Below are 14085 nucleotides of genomic sequence, written 5' to 3'. Positions count from 1 at the left end.
TGTTAGCCAGCAATGATAAAGCATTATTGCGGCCAGGGCTAACAGCCAAGTGCTGCTTTCCACCTTGGTCCTCTACTTATGCACGATCGCGATTCCCTGCTATTGCAGTGGGCACGCCGTATTTCCGGTGATGCCACTCTCACGCTTACCCTCATTTCCGGTGATGCCAGCTTCCGCCGCTACTCTCGTGGTGGTGGTCTTGTGTGGGTGGATGCCAATCCGAAAACAGAAAAAAATCATGAGTTTGTTCGTAACGCGGCCGCCTTGCAGGCGCGTCAGCTGTTGGCGCCAGAGGTCAAGGCGGTGGACTACGAACAGGGGCTGCTGGCGGTCAGTGACCTGGGCGATACCCAGCTGATCAGCTGCCTGAACGAACACAATGTGCTGGCCTGGTATGGCAAGGCGATTGATTTGCTGCCCCGCCTGGGGGCGGTTGAACTGGCGCTTGAACCCTTCGATGCAGCTTTTATGGCGCGGGAGAACAGCATTTTCCCCGAGTGGCTGCTGGGTCATCATCTGCAACTGACCCTGAGCCATGAAGAGCAGCAACTGCTGGACGAGACCTTTGCCTGCCTCACCGCCTGCAATCTGGCCCAGCCGCAGGGGGTGATGCATAGAGATTTCCACAGTCGCAACCTGATGGTGTGTGGCGGGGATACTCCCGAGAGCAGCCGGCTGGCCATCATCGATTTTCAGGATATGGTCATCGGGCCGCTCACCTATGACCTGGTCTCCTTGCTTAAAGATTGCTACATACGCTGGCCTGACGAGGTGATCGATGAAGGTATGCGCCACGGCTTTGCCACCCTGCAACAGGCGGGTCTGCTTGGCGAGCGCGACTATGCCAGTTTCCGTCGTGATGCCGACCTGACCGGCATGCAGCGCCACCTCAAAGCGGCGGGGATCTTCACCCGGCTCTATCATCGCGACGGCAAGTCCGGCTATCTCAAGGATATTCCCCGCACCCTCGGCTACGTGGTGGATGTCTGTCGCACTCACGGTAGTGCCTATCCGGTATTGGCCCGTTTTGGTCAGTGGCTGGAGCAGGTGGTGTTGCCGGGGATCGCCAATGCTGGAGTTAAATCATGAAGGCGATGATCCTGGCCGCTGGCCGTGGCGAGCGAATGCGCCCGCTGACTGACCTGCTGCCCAAGCCGCTGCTGGCGGTGGGGGGCAAGCCGCTCATCGTTCATCACATCGAAAAACTCAAAGCCGCTGGCGTGACCGAGTTGGTCATCAACCACGCCTGGCTTGGCCACAAGCTGGTCGATAGCCTGGGTGATGGCAGTGCGCTTGGCGTGACCATCCACTGGTCAGCCGAGGAGAGCGCACTGGAGACCGCGGGCGGCATAGTGCAGGCGCTGCCGCTGCTGGGGGCAGACCCTTTTCTGGTGATCAACGGCGATACCTGGCTCGATCTCGATTATCACACTCTGGTCAGCCAGCCCCTTGGCGATGATCTGGCCCACCTCTGGCTGGTGCCCAATCCGCCCCAGCACCCCGCCGGGGACTTTGCCTTGCAAGAAGGGCGAGTTATGGATACGCCAGCGTTTACCTTCAGCGGGGTCGGACTATATGATCCGGCGGCCTTTGCCGGTCTCGCGGGCGGTGCCCGCAAGCTGGCGCCCCTGCTCCGTGACTGGATGGCGCAAGGGCGGGTGGGCGGCAGCCTGCTCGCTGGCGAGTGGCGCGATATTGGCACGGTCGATCGACTGCGCGAGCTGGATGACCAGCTCCAGGCCCGCACTCATTAACTTCAAGAGGTCTTGAACCATGCGTATTTGGGGTAAGGTGCTGGGCGCCTTCTTCGGTTTTCTGCTCGGCAATATCATCGGCGCCCTGATTGGCCTCTGGATCGGCCACCGTTTCGACCGTGGCATGGGGTTGCAGGGGGCGTTTCGTCGCGGCCCGAGTCAAGAGCAGCAAGCCGTCTTCTTCCATGCCACCTTCTCGGTGATGGGTCACATCGCCAAGTCAAGCGGTCAGGTGACCGAGCAGGAGATCCGGGTTGCCTCCAACCTGATGGATCGGATGCGGCTGGCGGGCGAACAGCGTGCCCGGGCGCAGGAGTCGTTTCGTCTCGGTAAAGAGGCCGACTTCCCGCTGCGCGAGACCCTGGCCGAGTTCCGCCGTGCCAGTCTGGGGCAGCGCGATATTCTGCGCTTCTTCCTCGAGGTACAACTGCAGGCGGCCTTTGCCGACGGGCGGGTGGAGGAGGGCGAGCGCGCCATTCTGCACACCATTGCCGACGAGCTGGGCTTCAGCCGCATCGAGTTGGCCCGCATTCTGGCGATGGCCGAAGCGCAGATGAACTTCTTCAATCAGGCTCATGGCCAGTATCAGGGGGGCCATTCCGGTGGCCAGCAGTATCGGCAGGCGGCACCCTCTGCGGAGCGCCTCAAGAATGCCTACCAGCTGCTGGGGGTGAGCGAGAGCGACAGCGATCAGGATATCAAGCGCGCCTACCGCAAGGAGATGAGCAAACATCACCCGGACAAGCTGGCCGCCAAGGGGTTGCCGCCGGAGATGATGGAGATGGCCAAGGAGAAGACCCAGGAGATCCAGCAAGCCTGGGAGTGGATCCGCGAGGCCCGCGGCATCCGTTAAGCGCCAAAATCTGGCTGTAACAGACAATAAAAAGCCCCGCAGCAGTGCGGGGCTTTGTTTTGCCGTGTGGCGCAGGCCGGGTTATTTGGCCGGAATCGCTTCCAGCACGTGCACCAGCAGTTGCCAGAAACGTTCGACCGCCGGGATATGTACCTTCTCGTCAGGGGAGTGGGCACCGCGGATGGTCGGGCCGAAGGAGACCATGTCCCACTCCGGATAGGCGCTCTTGAACAGACCGCACTCGAGACCAGCGTGGATCACCATGACGTTGGGCATGGTACCAAACAGGGTCTGGTAGCTGTTGCGTACCAGCGCCATGACGGGGGAGTCCACGTTCGGCGCCCAACCCGGATAGGCCCCGGTGAATTCGCAGCTGGCGCCTGCCAGGGTGAACAGGGAGCGGGTCATCTGCTCGATGCTCTCGCGGCCGGAGTCAATCAGGGAGCGGATCAGGCACTGGACGTACACTTCGCCATCCTGAGTCTTGATGACCCCCAGGTTGGTAGAGGTTTCGGTCACGCCGGGCATGGCATCGCTCATGCGCATCACGCCGTTCGGGCAGGCCATCAGGGCATCCAGCAGGCGCTGCTGCAGGGAGACGCTCATCAACTTGGCCGGTTTGGCGGCGTTGTTGACCAGCACGGTCAGGTTCGGCTCGGTGGCGGCCAGTTCGGTCTGGTAGATCCCGGTGTAGCGGTCAACCAGCGCCTTGAACTCGTTTACGCTGGCTGCGGGCACCAGCAGGGTGGCGCGAGCTTCGCGCGGGATGGCGTTGCGCAGCGTGCCGCCGTGGATCTCGGCCAGACGAACACTCAGCGGCTCTGCTGCTTTGAGCAGACGCACCAGCAGCTTGTTGGCGTTGCCACGGCCGCGATGGATATCGCAACCGGAGTGGCCGCCACGCAGCCCTTTGACCGCCAGCTCGAACGCTTCACCTTCAGCAGCATCAACCAGCTCGAGCGGGAAGCGGATATTGGCATCCACACCGCCAGCGCAGCCCATGTAGACCTCGCCATCCTCTTCGGAGTCGGTGTTGAGCAGAATTTCGCCCTCCAGCCAGCCCGCTTCCAGACCGAATGCGCCGGTCATGCCGGTCTCTTCGTCTGTGGTCAGCAGCACTTCCAGCGGACCGTGCTTGATGGTCTTGTCAGCCAGCACAGCCAGGCAACCGGCCATGCCGATGCCGTTATCGGCACCCAGAGTGGTGCCACGGGCAGTGACCCACTCGCCATCGACATAGGCATCGATGGGATCGTTGGCGAAGTCGTGTTTGGTGTCGGCGTTGGCCTGCGGCACCATGTCGATGTGGGCCTGCAGTACCACGGCTTTGCGGTTTTCCATCCCCGGGGTGGCCGGTTTCTTGATGATGATGTTGCCGACCTTGTCCTGCTTGACCGCCAGGCCTTCCCCTTGAGCCCATTGGATGATCCAGGCGCTCAGTTTGGCTTCATGTTTGGAAGGGTGGGGGATGGAGCAGATCTGTTCGAAGAAATGCCAAATCAGTTTGGGAGAGAGAGAGCTAAGCTGTGCCACGTCGGGACTCCTTACCAGCACGGAATTAACAGGGCCCCATCAGCGGGCCGGGGAAGAGGATAACGATAATACAGTCAATCACACAAAAATGTGAGCAATCAGCGCAAATCGCAGGCAGCTTGTGCTGGCTGATGGCAACCAGGCAGTACGATCGTCAGGTTCGGACGACGCTGACCGATAGAAAAGAAAATGTGTGACCGATCTCACAAAAATATTGAATTTAACGCACCGACTGGTAAATTAGCTCCCGTGGTTCGCCACCCGTCAGGATGACGATGAAAGCCTCCAGGGAACCGAAGCAAAGCAAGTGCGCCTCCATGGAACCGAGTGTTCGTTCAAGGATTTGAGCCCGCATTAAAGGTACGTAACTTGTTAAGCAATCAGGAGTTTCAATATGCCAGGCAGCAACTCAACCTATTGGTTTGCCCCCTCTTTGTATACCCAGGGTTTCAGCTACCCTAACCCCTTCGTCACTCGTCGCTAAGACGAGCTGCCCAACCAGGCAGAGGCGAGAAAGCAGCAGGTGCGTGAGGTAAATCCTCCCCCTGCTATTTTTTTATCTGCGATTTGCCGCACAGCTATTAGGACTCGGCAGCAGGGACGGCAGGTTAGTCGTTTGGCGCTCGAGATGTGCCGAATGGAGAGGGGGATGCCGATTTTTCCTGTTTTTGGCATACGTTTGCCAGGCATTTTCTCTGCAAACGGTGCTATCATATCGGCCCAACAGCCTGTCCGCGGTTTGGACACATCATCTAACCGATCGCCGGATAAGCCCATCTTGCTTCCATTGTTATCAGATTTGCTGCCGAGGCTTAGCCCTGAGGCAGCCGAAGTGCAATCTGAATTCAGTCGGGCAAGGGCCGCCATTTACTGGCATCCGCAGGGATAATTGCGGGTGTTGTTATTTTAAGTGATTGTTTTTAAATAACTATTCGAGATCGATAACATGCCGAAAAAGTTCTATGTGTCGTGGGACAACCTGCAACGTGAAGCTCGCCGTCTGGCCCGTCGTCAGCTGCCTGTCAGCCAGTGGAAAGGTATCATCGCGGTCAGCCGTGGTGGCCTGGTGCCCGCAGCCCTGATGGCCCGTGAACTTGGCATTCGTAATGTGGAAACCCTCTGCATCTCCAGCTATGACCATGACAGCCAGCGCGAGCTGGTGGTCGTGAAGGCTGCCACCACCGCTGGTGACGGCGAAGGCTGGCTGGTGGTGGAAGATCTGGTAGACACAGGCACTACCGCCAAGGCGATCCGCGAGCTCTATCCGAAAGCCAAGTTCATCGCGATTTTCGCCAAGCCGATGGGCGAAGCGCTACTGGACGATTTCGAAGTGGCGATCCCGCAGGATACCTGGATCGAACAGCCATGGGATATGGCACTGGAGTTCGCCACACCGATCTGCGACGAAAAGTAACGGGATCGGGATGTGACGCTCGCTGCGTCCATTGGTCGCAACCGGCAATAATGGTTTCACAGGGCTCCAATTTGGAGCCCTGTTTTTTTGTGTATCAATCTGTTGCAGGGTGGCTGATGGGCAGTAAAAGTGGTTAAGATGAGCTATTGCCTGATATGAATGGGACACTATCTTGGACTTGAACGAAGACCTAAACCTGACCGAACAGCTCTTTACCCGCGTCAAGAAGGTATTGGAAACATCCGAGATCTCCAACTCCAGTGCGGCTGATCTGGCGCAAGCCGAGTCAGACGAGATGTTTATCGACGGATCCATGTCAAAGAGCTGGTATCGCCTGCTGCGCCGCCCCTCCTGGACTTGGCAGGGGGCTGATCCCATCGAAGTGGAGCAGACCCTGGCCCGTATCGCCATGGCGACCGGCGAGCGTACCCACGATTGCTATCTCGATACCATCAAGGGCTATGTGCCCGGCAACTGGATCTACGAGTGGAGCCAGGTGGCTGGCAACTATTTCAAGCAGGGCCGCGAACTGCGCGAGAAGGGTGATCCTTCTGGCGCCTTGAAACAGCTGCTCAAGGCGGTGCGCTACTACTCCATCGCCAGCTATCCCCATCTCAAGGATGACGAGCTGGCGGATCAGGCCCAGCTGCTCGGTAACATGGCCTATCGCGAGGCGGGTCGCCTGTTCAAGGTGCCGCTCAAAGAGATCCAGGTGCCTTTTCGCGGCAAGCATATTCAGGGTTATCTCCACCTGCCGACGACCGAAAAACCGGTGCCGCTGGTGATCATCAGCGGCGGGATCGACTCCCTGCAGCTCGATTTCCTCAACTTCTATCTCAAGCGGCTCGAGCCCAACGGTATCGGCATGCTCTCCCTCGATATGCCCGGGGTCGGTTATGCCGAGCATTGGCCGCTGGTGCAAGATACGAGCCGTCTCCATCAGGCGGTGCTCCATTACCTCTCCGAAGTGGCCTGGGTCGATCATCAGCGTATCGCCATGGTGGGGATGCGTCTGGCGGGCAATATCGCAGCCAGACTGGCCTTTATCGAACCCTTTAAGCTGCGCACCGTGGTTTGTGTCGGCGCCGGTGTCAATCAGGTGTTTACCAATCAGGAGCTGTTTGCCAAGTGTCCGCGTATGATGCGGGACAGTCTGGCCAACCGGTTGGGGGCGGATGCGGCGCAGTGGGACGGCATGCGTACCAAGTGCCAGGTTTTTTCACTTAAAACACAAGGATTACTGGGGACTCGCACCTCTGTGCCGATATTGAGTATTGGACACAAGCGAGATTTTATTTGTCCCGAGCAGGATGTACGGGCATTGGCGGCGGCCAGTCGTAACGGCAAGGCCATCGTATTCGACAAGCAGCCTTTGCTGGAGGTGTATGACAAGGCGCTGGACGAAATCGTCGAGTGGCTGAAACAGCATTTGTGTACCTGACATTGCGCTAAAGAACTGACGCCATCCCGAGGTGGCGCGGCTTGTTTAACAGGGAGGTTAACATGTCTGAAAGAGTGACCTACAAGCGACTGCTGAGGCAGTTTGCTGCCATTGGCCCCTATTTGCGCGAAGATCTCTGCGAAGAGGGGCGTTATCGTTTCGACTGCCTGTCGGTCTGTGTCAGCGCCAAGCCGGCGCCGGACAAACGGGAGTTCTGGGGCTGGTGGCTGGTGCTGGAGCAGGACGATCACCATTTCCGTTACCATTATCAGCTCGGTTTCTACAATGCTGATGGTGAGTGGCTGGACAAGCCGATCCCCAAGAAGCACCAGGTAGAAGTGGAGCGGACCCTCAACCGTTTCTACAAGCTCATCAGCGACAAACTGACGGCTCTGGAGTGTCAGTTAGCGCCAGCGGATCAGGTCACCAATGAGTTGACCGTGACCGCTGCTTGATCCCTGATGCCCGGCGAGCAGCATCCCGCTGTTTGCCGGGCCATCAGTCAGCCATCTCCCCTTCCGACCGCAATCATCCGGGCTTTGCTTCATCTCCTCACCCCGACGTTAATTGCCTTGCAGGGCTCCATGGCCGTGGGTATAAAGATATTCCTTACTTTTTAGCCTTTATGCTCCCATGGAAAACAGAACCATAGTCGTCAAGTTGGGCACCAGCGTGCTCACAGGGGGGTCTTCCCAGCTCAATCGTGCCCATATGGTCGAGCTGGTCAGACAGTGTGCGGCCTTGCACCGTCACGGCCATCGAGTCGTGGTCGTCACATCAGGTGCTATCGCCGCCGGGCGTGAACATCTGGGTCACCCGCCACTGGCGCCAACCCTGCCCAACAAGCAGATGCTGGCGGCGGTTGGTCAGACCCAGCTTATTCGGGTATGGCAGGATCTGTTCAACCTCTACGGTCTGCATATCGGCCAGATGCTGCTGACCCGCGCCGATCTGGAAGATCGGGAGCGCTACCTCAACGCCCGCGACACCATGCGCACACTGCTCGATCACCGCATTATTCCGGTCATCAACGAAAACGATGCGGTGGCGACCGCCGAGATCAAGGTCGGCGACAACGACAACCTCTCCGCACGGGCCGCCATTCTGGCGGATGCGGATCTGCTGATCCTGCTGACAGACCAGAAGGGGCTCTTTACCGCCGATCCGCGTACCAATCCCGATGCCCAGCTCATTGAAGAGGTGCAGACCATCGACGATACCCTGCGCTCGTTGGCGGGTGACAGTGTCAGCGGCCTTGGCACCGGCGGCATGGCTACCAAGCTGCAGGCCGCCGATGTGGCGCGTCGCGCCGGCGTCAACGTGGTGATCGCGACCGGCCAGATGCCGGAGGTGATTGGCCGTCTTGCCAAGGGCGAGCGGATTGGTACCCTGTTCCCGGCGCTGGCGTCCCCGCTGGAAGGGCGCAAGAGCTGGATCCTGGCAGGCCCACCTCCTCACGGCGAAGTTCATGTGGATCAGGGCGCAGTGGCCGCCATGAAGGAGAAAGGCTCCAGCCTGCTGCCCAAGGGGATTGTGGCAGTCAAGGGCGACTTTATTCGAGGCGATGTGGTGCGCATTCTTGATCCCAAAGGTGCTGAGTTGGCGCGCGGTATCTGCCGTTACGACCATCTGGAGCTGGACAAGTTGCGCGGCGTCCACTCGGATCAGATTGAGCAGGTACTGGGCTATGGATATGGTTCAGTAGCCATCCATCGAGACGATATGGTGCTGCTCTAATCAGGGCGGCACGGCATGAACAAAAGGGAACCGAGATGAGTCTGGAGAAAATGGGGCAGGCGGCCCGTGAAGCTGCCTATCAGCTGGCTACTGTCAGCACGGCGCAGAAGAACCGGGCGCTGGCCGCCATCGCCGACGAGCTTGAAGCGCGCAGTGAACAGATCCTCGCCGCCAATGCGAAAGATATCGCCGCCGGCCGTGAGGCGGGCTTGTCAGAGGCGATGCTGGATCGCCTGCTGCTCAATCCGGCCCGGCTGGCCGGTATCGTGGCAGATGTGCGCAAGGTGATCATGCTGGATGATCCGGTCGGCGCCGAAATGGATAGCCGGGTGCTGGAAAATGGCCTGCGGCTCTCCCGTCGTCGGGTGCCCATCGGGGTTATCGGCGTCATCTACGAGGCGCGCCCCAACGTCACCATCGACATCGCCAGCCTCTGCCTCAAGACCGGCAACGCCAGCATCCTGCGTGGTGGGCGCGAGACCTTCCACTCCAATCTGGAGCTGGTGCGGGTGATCCAGCATGCCTTGGCGGCCTCCGGTCTGCCCGAGGCGGCGGTGCAGTACATCGACAACCCGGATCGGGCGCTGGTCGGCGAGTTGCTGCGCCTAGACCGCTATGTGGACATGATCATCCCCCGTGGCGGTGCCGGCCTGCACAAGATGTGCAAGGAGAACAGCTCCATCCCGGTCATCATCGGCGGGTTCGGTATCAGCCATATTTTCGTCGACGAGAGTGCCGATCTGGTGCGCTCTCTGGCGGTCATCGACAACGCCAAGGTGCAACGCCCCTCCGCTTGCAACGCCCTCGATACCCTGCTGGTACACGAGAAAGTCGCTTCGGCTTTCCTGCCGCAGCTAGTGACGCTGATGAACGAGCGCAAGGTGACGCTGGTGGCCGCGCCCAACGCCATGACGCAGTTGGCGGGTGCCGACAACCTGTGCGAGGCGGGGCCGGAGGATTTCGATACCGAGTGGCTCGGGCTGACCCTGGGGGTCAAGTTGGTGGCGGATGTGAACGAGGCTCTGGCCCATATGCGCGAGCATAATGCCGGCCACTCTGATGCCATCCTGACCAACGATCTGGCCAACGCCGAGCGTTTCGTCAACGGCGCCGGTTCGGCGGCGGTCTACGTCAACGCCTCCACCCGTTTCACCGATGGTGGCCAGTTTGGTCTGGGTGCTGAAGTGGCGGTGTCGACCCAGATGCTGCACGCCCGTGGCCCCATGGGGCTGACCGAGCTTACCAGCTACAAGTGGGTAGGGCAGGCCGATTACCTCAGCCGTGCCTGATAACAGGCTGTTGCAAAAACAAAAATGCCGACCACAGGGTCGGCATTTTTTTCGCGGGTATCGTGCCGATACCACGCCGTGCGCTATTCCTCGGGGTTATTCCCCGTGATAGAGCGCCTTGTCACCGTGCTTGAGCACATAACCCTTCCAGATAAAGAGGGTGTAGCCGCTGCCCTGCCACGACCAGTTGCCCTCCGCACCTTGACGGGTCAGCAGGTGCTGCTCGCCGCTTGGTAGATGCAGTTCGGCCTGCGTCTGGTCGGTGTTGAACAGCACGAAGGCGCTGCTGGTCTGGCTGGCATCAGTTGGATTGAGCCGGATGCCTTGCTCGAACAGGCGCACACATTTGCCAGTCAGCGCTGACCACTGATAGCCCGCACTGCCGATACAGCCGTGGCTGTCGCGATCGCTGCCAACCAGATGTTGTTCCGGTGTACTGCATGCCGCCAGCAGCAGAGAGGCGGCCATCAGAGTCAAGGTGCGCATGGTTACTCCTGAAGATCCCGTTCGATGACGATGTTGGAGAATCCCAACTCTTTGAAGTAGTTCTCCTGGTAATCCTTCACGCTTTTTTTGTCACGGCGACAAACCTGAGCCAGCTGGGCCTCCATAGCGTGAAAACTGGTGAGATCCAGCCCTTCGGCAGCCGCGATGGCGTCGTAGATGCTGCGGAACTTGTCGTTCGCGTAGCCGATCTCTTTGGCCTGTTTTTTATAGGTGTACGTAATCTTAAAGGCCATCTTGCCCTTCCTTCTTCGATTTGGCTTGCTTGCGCTGGACGTAGAGGTAGAGGCTTTCGACCTTCTCCCGAGCCCAGGGTGTCTTGCGCAAGAACTTCAGGCTGGACTTGATGCTGGGATTATCGGTGAAGCAGCGGATATTGATCTGCTGCCCCAGCTCTTCCCAGCCGTAGTGTTCGACCAGCGCAGTGACGATGGCTTCCAGCGTCAGCCCGTGCAGCGGGTTGTTCTTCTGCGAGGCGTTCGGTTGCTCGCTCATGCCTGCTCCGCCAGCTTGGCAAAGGGCTGACCCATGCGGGTGGTGACGCCATTGGCCAGATGGGGCTCGAAACCGGCCAGCATGCCCGGGCCAAACAGGCAGACCACGGTGCTGCCCAGTTTGAACAGCCCCATCTCGGCACCTTTTTGCAGGGTAATGGCCTCGTCGCCGGTGTAGTCCCAGCGCACCACCTTCTTCTCTTTGGTCGGCGCAATGTTGCCGGCCCAGATGGTCTCGATGCTAGCCACGATAGTGGCACCGACCAGCACCAGCGCCATGGGGCCGTGCGGGGTGCGGAAGGTTGCCACCACCCGCTCGTTGCGGGCAAACAGGTTGGGCACGTTCTCGGCGGTGAGCGGGTTGACGGAGAAGAGATCCCCCGGCACGAACACCATGCTCTCCAGCACACCGTCCAGCGGCATGTGGATGCGGTGATAATCCTTGGGCGCCAGATAGATGGTGGCAAAGTCGCCATCCTTGAACGGCGCCACCAGATCCTCATAGCCGCCCAGTAGTTCGCGGGCGCTGTAGTCGTGGCCCTTGGCCTGAATGATGCGACCCTGCTGGATGGGGCCGAGCTGGCTGACGGTGCCATCCACCGGCAGCGCCAGGGTCATGGCATCTTCTATAACGGGGCGGATGCCGGGCTTGAGCTCGCGGGTGAAGAACTCGTTGAAGCTCTTGTAGTGGGCCGGGCTCTCGTGCAGCGCCTCGCTCATGTCGACCTGGTACTGCTTGATAAAAGCCTCGATCACTTTGGTAGTGATGTTGCCCGCTTCGGCGGCGGCAAACTTGCCGATCAGACGGGAGAGGGCGTGCTTGGGCAGACAGTATTGACCGGCAATTTTCAGGTTGTCAGTAATGCTCATGTTCATCATCAACGTAGGTTTATTAGGGTCACAGGCGCGCTTGCTGGCGACCGTGACGGGCTTCCTGCATGGTTTCCAGGATGCGGTGATAGTTGTGGAAGCGATCGGCGCTGATGGCGCCCGCGTCGACCGCGGCGCGCAGGGCACAGCCGGGATCGTCCTTGTGGGTACAGTCGCGGAACTTGCAGCCACCCAGATAGTCGCGAAACTCGACGAAGCACCAGGTGATGCGGTCGGCCTCCAGATGCCAGAGGGCGAACTCGCGGATCCCGGGGGAGTCGATGAGATCGCCGCCGCTGGGGAAGTGGTAGAGCCGCGCCGTGGTGGTGGTGTGCTGGCCGAGCCCCGAGTTTTCGGAGATTTCGCCGGTCAATACATCCAGCCCCGGCATCAGGGCGTTGGTGAGGGACGACTTGCCCACCCCGGACTGGCCGACGAAGATGCTGATCTTGTCGGTGAGCTTGGCTTTCAGCTCATCCAGCCCTTCACCGCTCTCGCAGCTCACCAGCAGCACCTCGTAATTGAGCTTGCGGTAGGTTTCGAGCTGGCTTTCGATGCGCGCTCTGGCGGCATCATCGAGCATATCGACCTTGTTCAGCACGATGAGGGGGCGGATCTCCACATCCTCGGCGGCCACCAGATAGCGGTCGACGATGTTGGTGGAGAACTCGGGCATCACCGCCGAGACGATGATGATCTGGTCGATGTTGGCGGCGATGGGTTTGACCCCGTCGTAGAAGTCCGGCCGGGTCAGTACCGAGTGGCGCGGATGCACCGCCTCGATGACGCCCGCTGTCGCGGCATTGAGGCCGGGACGCCACACTACCTTGTCGCCGCACACCAGACTGCTGATGCTGCTGCGCCGCAGGTTGCTGCGGTGGATGGTGCCATCGACCGCTTCCACGTCTGCGTGCTGACCAAAACGGCTGATCACCACCCCTTCGATGGCGGGGCCAAACAGGGTGTCATCCACCACTGTGGTGTGATCTTTTTGCAGCCGCCGTTCGCGGTTGGCCTGGACGCGCCTTTGTTGACCCAGATTGAGTTTTGCTTTCTTTGCCACTCGATTCGCCAGTTTATGAACAGATCCAAAGCCAGTATGATACATGCAAATTGGCAAAATTCCGCCATTCCTCCCAATAGAGAGAGCAATCATGACAGTCAGCGCGCAGAACCTGGTATGGATCGACATGGAGATGACGGGTCTCGACCCCGAAGAGAACGTGGTACTGGAGATCGCCACCATAGTCACCGACAAGGATCTGAACGTGCTGGCCGAAGGGCCGGTCATCGCCATTCATCAGAGTGATGAAGAGCTGGCCAAGATGGACGAGTGGAACGTCAACACCCATACCAAGAGCGGTCTGGTGGCCCGGGTCAAGGCGAGCCAGCATGACGAGGCGAAAGCCGTTGCCGAGACCCTCGACTTCATTCGTCAGTGGGTGCCGGAGCGCACCAGCCCGCTGTGCGGCAACAGCATCGGTCAGGATCGCCGCTTCATGGTCAAGCACATGGCTGATCTGGAAGCCTTCTTCCACTATCGCAACGTCGACGTCAGCACCATCAAGGAGCTGGTACGCCGCTGGCAGCCGGAACTGCTGGATCAGTTCAAGAAGAGCGGCACCCACCAGGCGCTAGACGACATCCGCGAATCCATCGCCGAGCTGCAGTTCTATCGCAGCCACGTCTTCAAGATCTGATTCTCTGGCAAGGGGTTGTCATGCGCTGGCTGCTAAAATCGACAGTTCGGCCAGCTTTTGAGCGAACGCGCGCAACCAGACAAAAAAGCCCTTGCAATTGGAATGACTGCTCTTATAATTCGGCTCCCGTACAGTAGCGCAAGCAACCAAATGCTGTACGGCCTGTTTTAAGGTAGTTGCGGGAATAGCTCAGTTGGTAGAGCACGACCTTGCCAAGGTCGGGGTCGCGAGTTCGAGTCTCGTTTCCCGCTCCAATCATCAGCCAGCCTCAAGACAACCAAATTGTTGCGGGAATAGCTCAGTTGGTAGAGCACGACCTTGCCAAGGTCGGGGTCGCGAGTTCGAGTCTCGTTTCCCGCTCCAAAAATCTGATGATGACACTGGTGCAAACCAGCCCGATGCGGGAATAGCTCAGTTGGTAGAGCACGACCTTGCCAAGGTCGGGGTCGCGAGTTCGAGTCTCGTTTCCCGCTCCAAAAAATTTGTAAGTGATATT

The 14085-nt window shown here is 59.4% G+C and carries 15 protein-coding genes and 3 tRNA genes; 12 read left to right on the top strand and 6 right to left on the bottom strand.

The genetic code is table 11. The annotated features are described in order from the left end of the window. Positions 1-78: 78 nt before the first annotated feature. The 3 genes from L972_RS04660 to djlA are packed head-to-tail and all read left to right on the top strand — an operon-like array spanning position 79 to position 2607. Positions 79-1089: an aminoglycoside phosphotransferase family protein gene (locus L972_RS04660; RefSeq protein ID WP_047436119.1), complete on the top strand. Its 1011-nt coding sequence runs from the start codon at positions 79-81 to the stop codon at positions 1087-1089. Further along, a complete protein-coding gene (gene murU / locus L972_RS04655) occupies positions 1086-1754 on the top strand; it encodes an N-acetylmuramate alpha-1-phosphate uridylyltransferase MurU (protein WP_047436117.1) in 669 nt (222 codons plus the stop codon). The genes L972_RS04660 and murU overlap by 4 nt, the downstream gene beginning before the upstream one ends. A 19-nt stretch (positions 1755-1773) precedes the next feature. Continuing rightward, entirely contained in the window at positions 1774-2607 is an 834-nt protein-coding gene (gene djlA / locus L972_RS04650; RefSeq protein WP_021231926.1) for a co-chaperone DjlA, read from the top strand. 81 nt (positions 2608-2688) lie between these two features. On the opposite strand, the gene L972_RS04645 is transcribed toward djlA, so the two are convergent. Further along, on the bottom strand, positions 2689-4140 hold the full coding sequence (locus L972_RS04645) for an aminoacyl-histidine dipeptidase (RefSeq protein ID WP_047436114.1): 1452 nt from the start codon (positions 4138-4140) through the stop codon (positions 2689-2691). A 946-nt stretch (positions 4141-5086) separates the two neighbouring features. On the opposite strand from L972_RS04645, the gene gpt reads away from it, so the two are divergent. From gpt to L972_RS04620, 5 genes are all read left to right on the top strand, one after another. Continuing rightward, positions 5087-5554 (top strand): xanthine phosphoribosyltransferase, encoded by a 468-nt coding sequence (gene gpt, locus L972_RS04640; protein WP_005339007.1) that lies wholly within the window; start codon positions 5087-5089, stop codon positions 5552-5554. 172 nt (positions 5555-5726) lie between these two features. Next, a complete protein-coding gene (frsA, locus tag L972_RS04635) occupies positions 5727-6995 on the top strand; it encodes an esterase FrsA (RefSeq protein ID WP_005349360.1) in 1269 nt (422 codons plus the stop codon). A gap of 62 nt (positions 6996-7057) precedes the next feature. Beyond that, on the top strand, positions 7058-7450 hold the full coding sequence (crl, locus tag L972_RS04630; RefSeq protein WP_005339003.1) for a sigma factor-binding protein Crl: 393 nt from the start codon (positions 7058-7060) through the stop codon (positions 7448-7450). Positions 7451-7628: 178 nt separating this feature from the next. Further along, positions 7629-8732 carry a glutamate 5-kinase gene (proB, locus tag L972_RS04625; protein WP_033114873.1) on the top strand — a complete coding sequence of 368 codons (1104 nt, stop codon included), beginning with the start codon at positions 7629-7631 and terminating at the stop codon, positions 8730-8732. Further along, on the top strand, positions 8732-10021 hold the full coding sequence (locus L972_RS04620; protein ID WP_265176580.1) for a glutamate-5-semialdehyde dehydrogenase: 1290 nt from the start codon (positions 8732-8734) through the stop codon (positions 10019-10021). The genes proB and L972_RS04620 overlap by 1 nt, the downstream gene beginning before the upstream one ends. Positions 10022-10117: 96 nt before the next feature. On the opposite strand, the gene L972_RS04615 is transcribed toward L972_RS04620, so the two are convergent. Genes L972_RS04615 through rsgA form a run of 5 tightly spaced genes read right to left on the bottom strand, consistent with a single transcriptional unit; the run spans position 10118 to position 12952 of the window. Beyond that, positions 10118-10507 (bottom strand): hypothetical protein, encoded by a 390-nt coding sequence (locus L972_RS04615; RefSeq protein WP_047436107.1) that lies wholly within the window; start codon positions 10505-10507, stop codon positions 10118-10120. Positions 10508-10509: 2 nt separating this feature from the next. Then, positions 10510-10761: a DUF2960 domain-containing protein gene (locus L972_RS04610; RefSeq protein ID WP_005338984.1), complete on the bottom strand. Its 252-nt coding sequence runs from the start codon at positions 10759-10761 to the stop codon at positions 10510-10512. Then, entirely contained in the window at positions 10751-11020 is a 270-nt protein-coding gene (locus L972_RS04605) for a VF530 family DNA-binding protein (protein WP_005349372.1), read from the bottom strand. The genes L972_RS04610 and L972_RS04605 overlap by 11 nt, the downstream gene beginning before the upstream one ends. After that, positions 11017-11889, bottom strand: a complete 873-nt coding sequence (asd, locus tag L972_RS04600) for an archaetidylserine decarboxylase (protein ID WP_047436103.1) — start codon at positions 11887-11889, stop codon at positions 11017-11019. Before asd ends, L972_RS04605 begins: the two co-directional genes overlap by 4 nt. Positions 11890-11917: 28 nt before the next feature. Further along, on the bottom strand, positions 11918-12952 hold the full coding sequence (rsgA, locus tag L972_RS04595) for a small ribosomal subunit biogenesis GTPase RsgA (RefSeq protein ID WP_013724084.1): 1035 nt from the start codon (positions 12950-12952) through the stop codon (positions 11918-11920). A 91-nt stretch (positions 12953-13043) separates the two neighbouring features. Here rsgA and orn point away from each other — a divergent pair, with 91 nt between their 5' ends. From orn to L972_RS04575, 4 genes are all read left to right on the top strand, one after another. Further along, on the top strand, positions 13044-13589 hold the full coding sequence (gene orn / locus L972_RS04590; RefSeq protein ID WP_047436099.1) for an oligoribonuclease: 546 nt from the start codon (positions 13044-13046) through the stop codon (positions 13587-13589). Positions 13590-13767: 178 nt separating this feature from the next. Continuing rightward, positions 13768-13843 (top strand) — tRNA-Gly (locus L972_RS04585). Between the two features lie 33 nt (positions 13844-13876). Beyond that, positions 13877-13952: transfer RNA gene (locus L972_RS04580), tRNA-Gly, on the top strand. Between the two features lie 37 nt (positions 13953-13989). After that, positions 13990-14065 (top strand) — tRNA-Gly (locus L972_RS04575). Positions 14066-14085: the final 20 nt, after the last annotated feature.

The sequence above is a fragment of the Aeromonas sp. ZOR0001 genome (assembly GCF_000801015.1).
Taxonomy (GTDB): domain Bacteria; phylum Pseudomonadota; class Gammaproteobacteria; order Enterobacterales; family Aeromonadaceae; genus Aeromonas; species Aeromonas veronii.
Note: the sequence above shows the minus strand (reverse complement) of the source record. Positions and strands in the feature narration are given on the sequence as shown.

Excerpts from the sequence above, each read along its gene's own strand:
- proB (WP_033114873.1), top strand. The coding sequence starts at position 7,629 with ATGGAAAACAGAACCATAGTCGTCAAGTTGGGCACCAGCGTGCTCACA.
- orn (WP_047436099.1), top strand. The coding sequence starts at position 13,044 with ATGACAGTCAGCGCGCAGAACCTGGTATGGATCGACATGGAGATGACG.
- gpt (WP_005339007.1), top strand. The coding sequence starts at position 5,087 with ATGCCGAAAAAGTTCTATGTGTCGTGGGACAACCTGCAACGTGAAGCT.
- L972_RS04605 (WP_005349372.1), bottom strand. The coding sequence starts at position 11,020 with ATGAGCGAGCAACCGAACGCCTCGCAGAAGAACAACCCGCTGCACGGG.
- L972_RS04660 (WP_047436119.1), top strand. The coding sequence starts at position 79 with ATGCACGATCGCGATTCCCTGCTATTGCAGTGGGCACGCCGTATTTCC.
- crl (WP_005339003.1), top strand. The coding sequence starts at position 7,058 with ATGTCTGAAAGAGTGACCTACAAGCGACTGCTGAGGCAGTTTGCTGCC.
- L972_RS04615 (WP_047436107.1), bottom strand. The coding sequence starts at position 10,507 with ATGCGCACCTTGACTCTGATGGCCGCCTCTCTGCTGCTGGCGGCATGC.
- L972_RS04610 (WP_005338984.1), bottom strand. The coding sequence starts at position 10,761 with ATGGCCTTTAAGATTACGTACACCTATAAAAAACAGGCCAAAGAGATC.
- asd (WP_047436103.1), bottom strand. The coding sequence starts at position 11,889 with ATGAGCATTACTGACAACCTGAAAATTGCCGGTCAATACTGTCTGCCC.
- djlA (WP_021231926.1), top strand. The coding sequence starts at position 1,774 with ATGCGTATTTGGGGTAAGGTGCTGGGCGCCTTCTTCGGTTTTCTGCTC.
- murU (WP_047436117.1), top strand. The coding sequence starts at position 1,086 with ATGAAGGCGATGATCCTGGCCGCTGGCCGTGGCGAGCGAATGCGCCCG.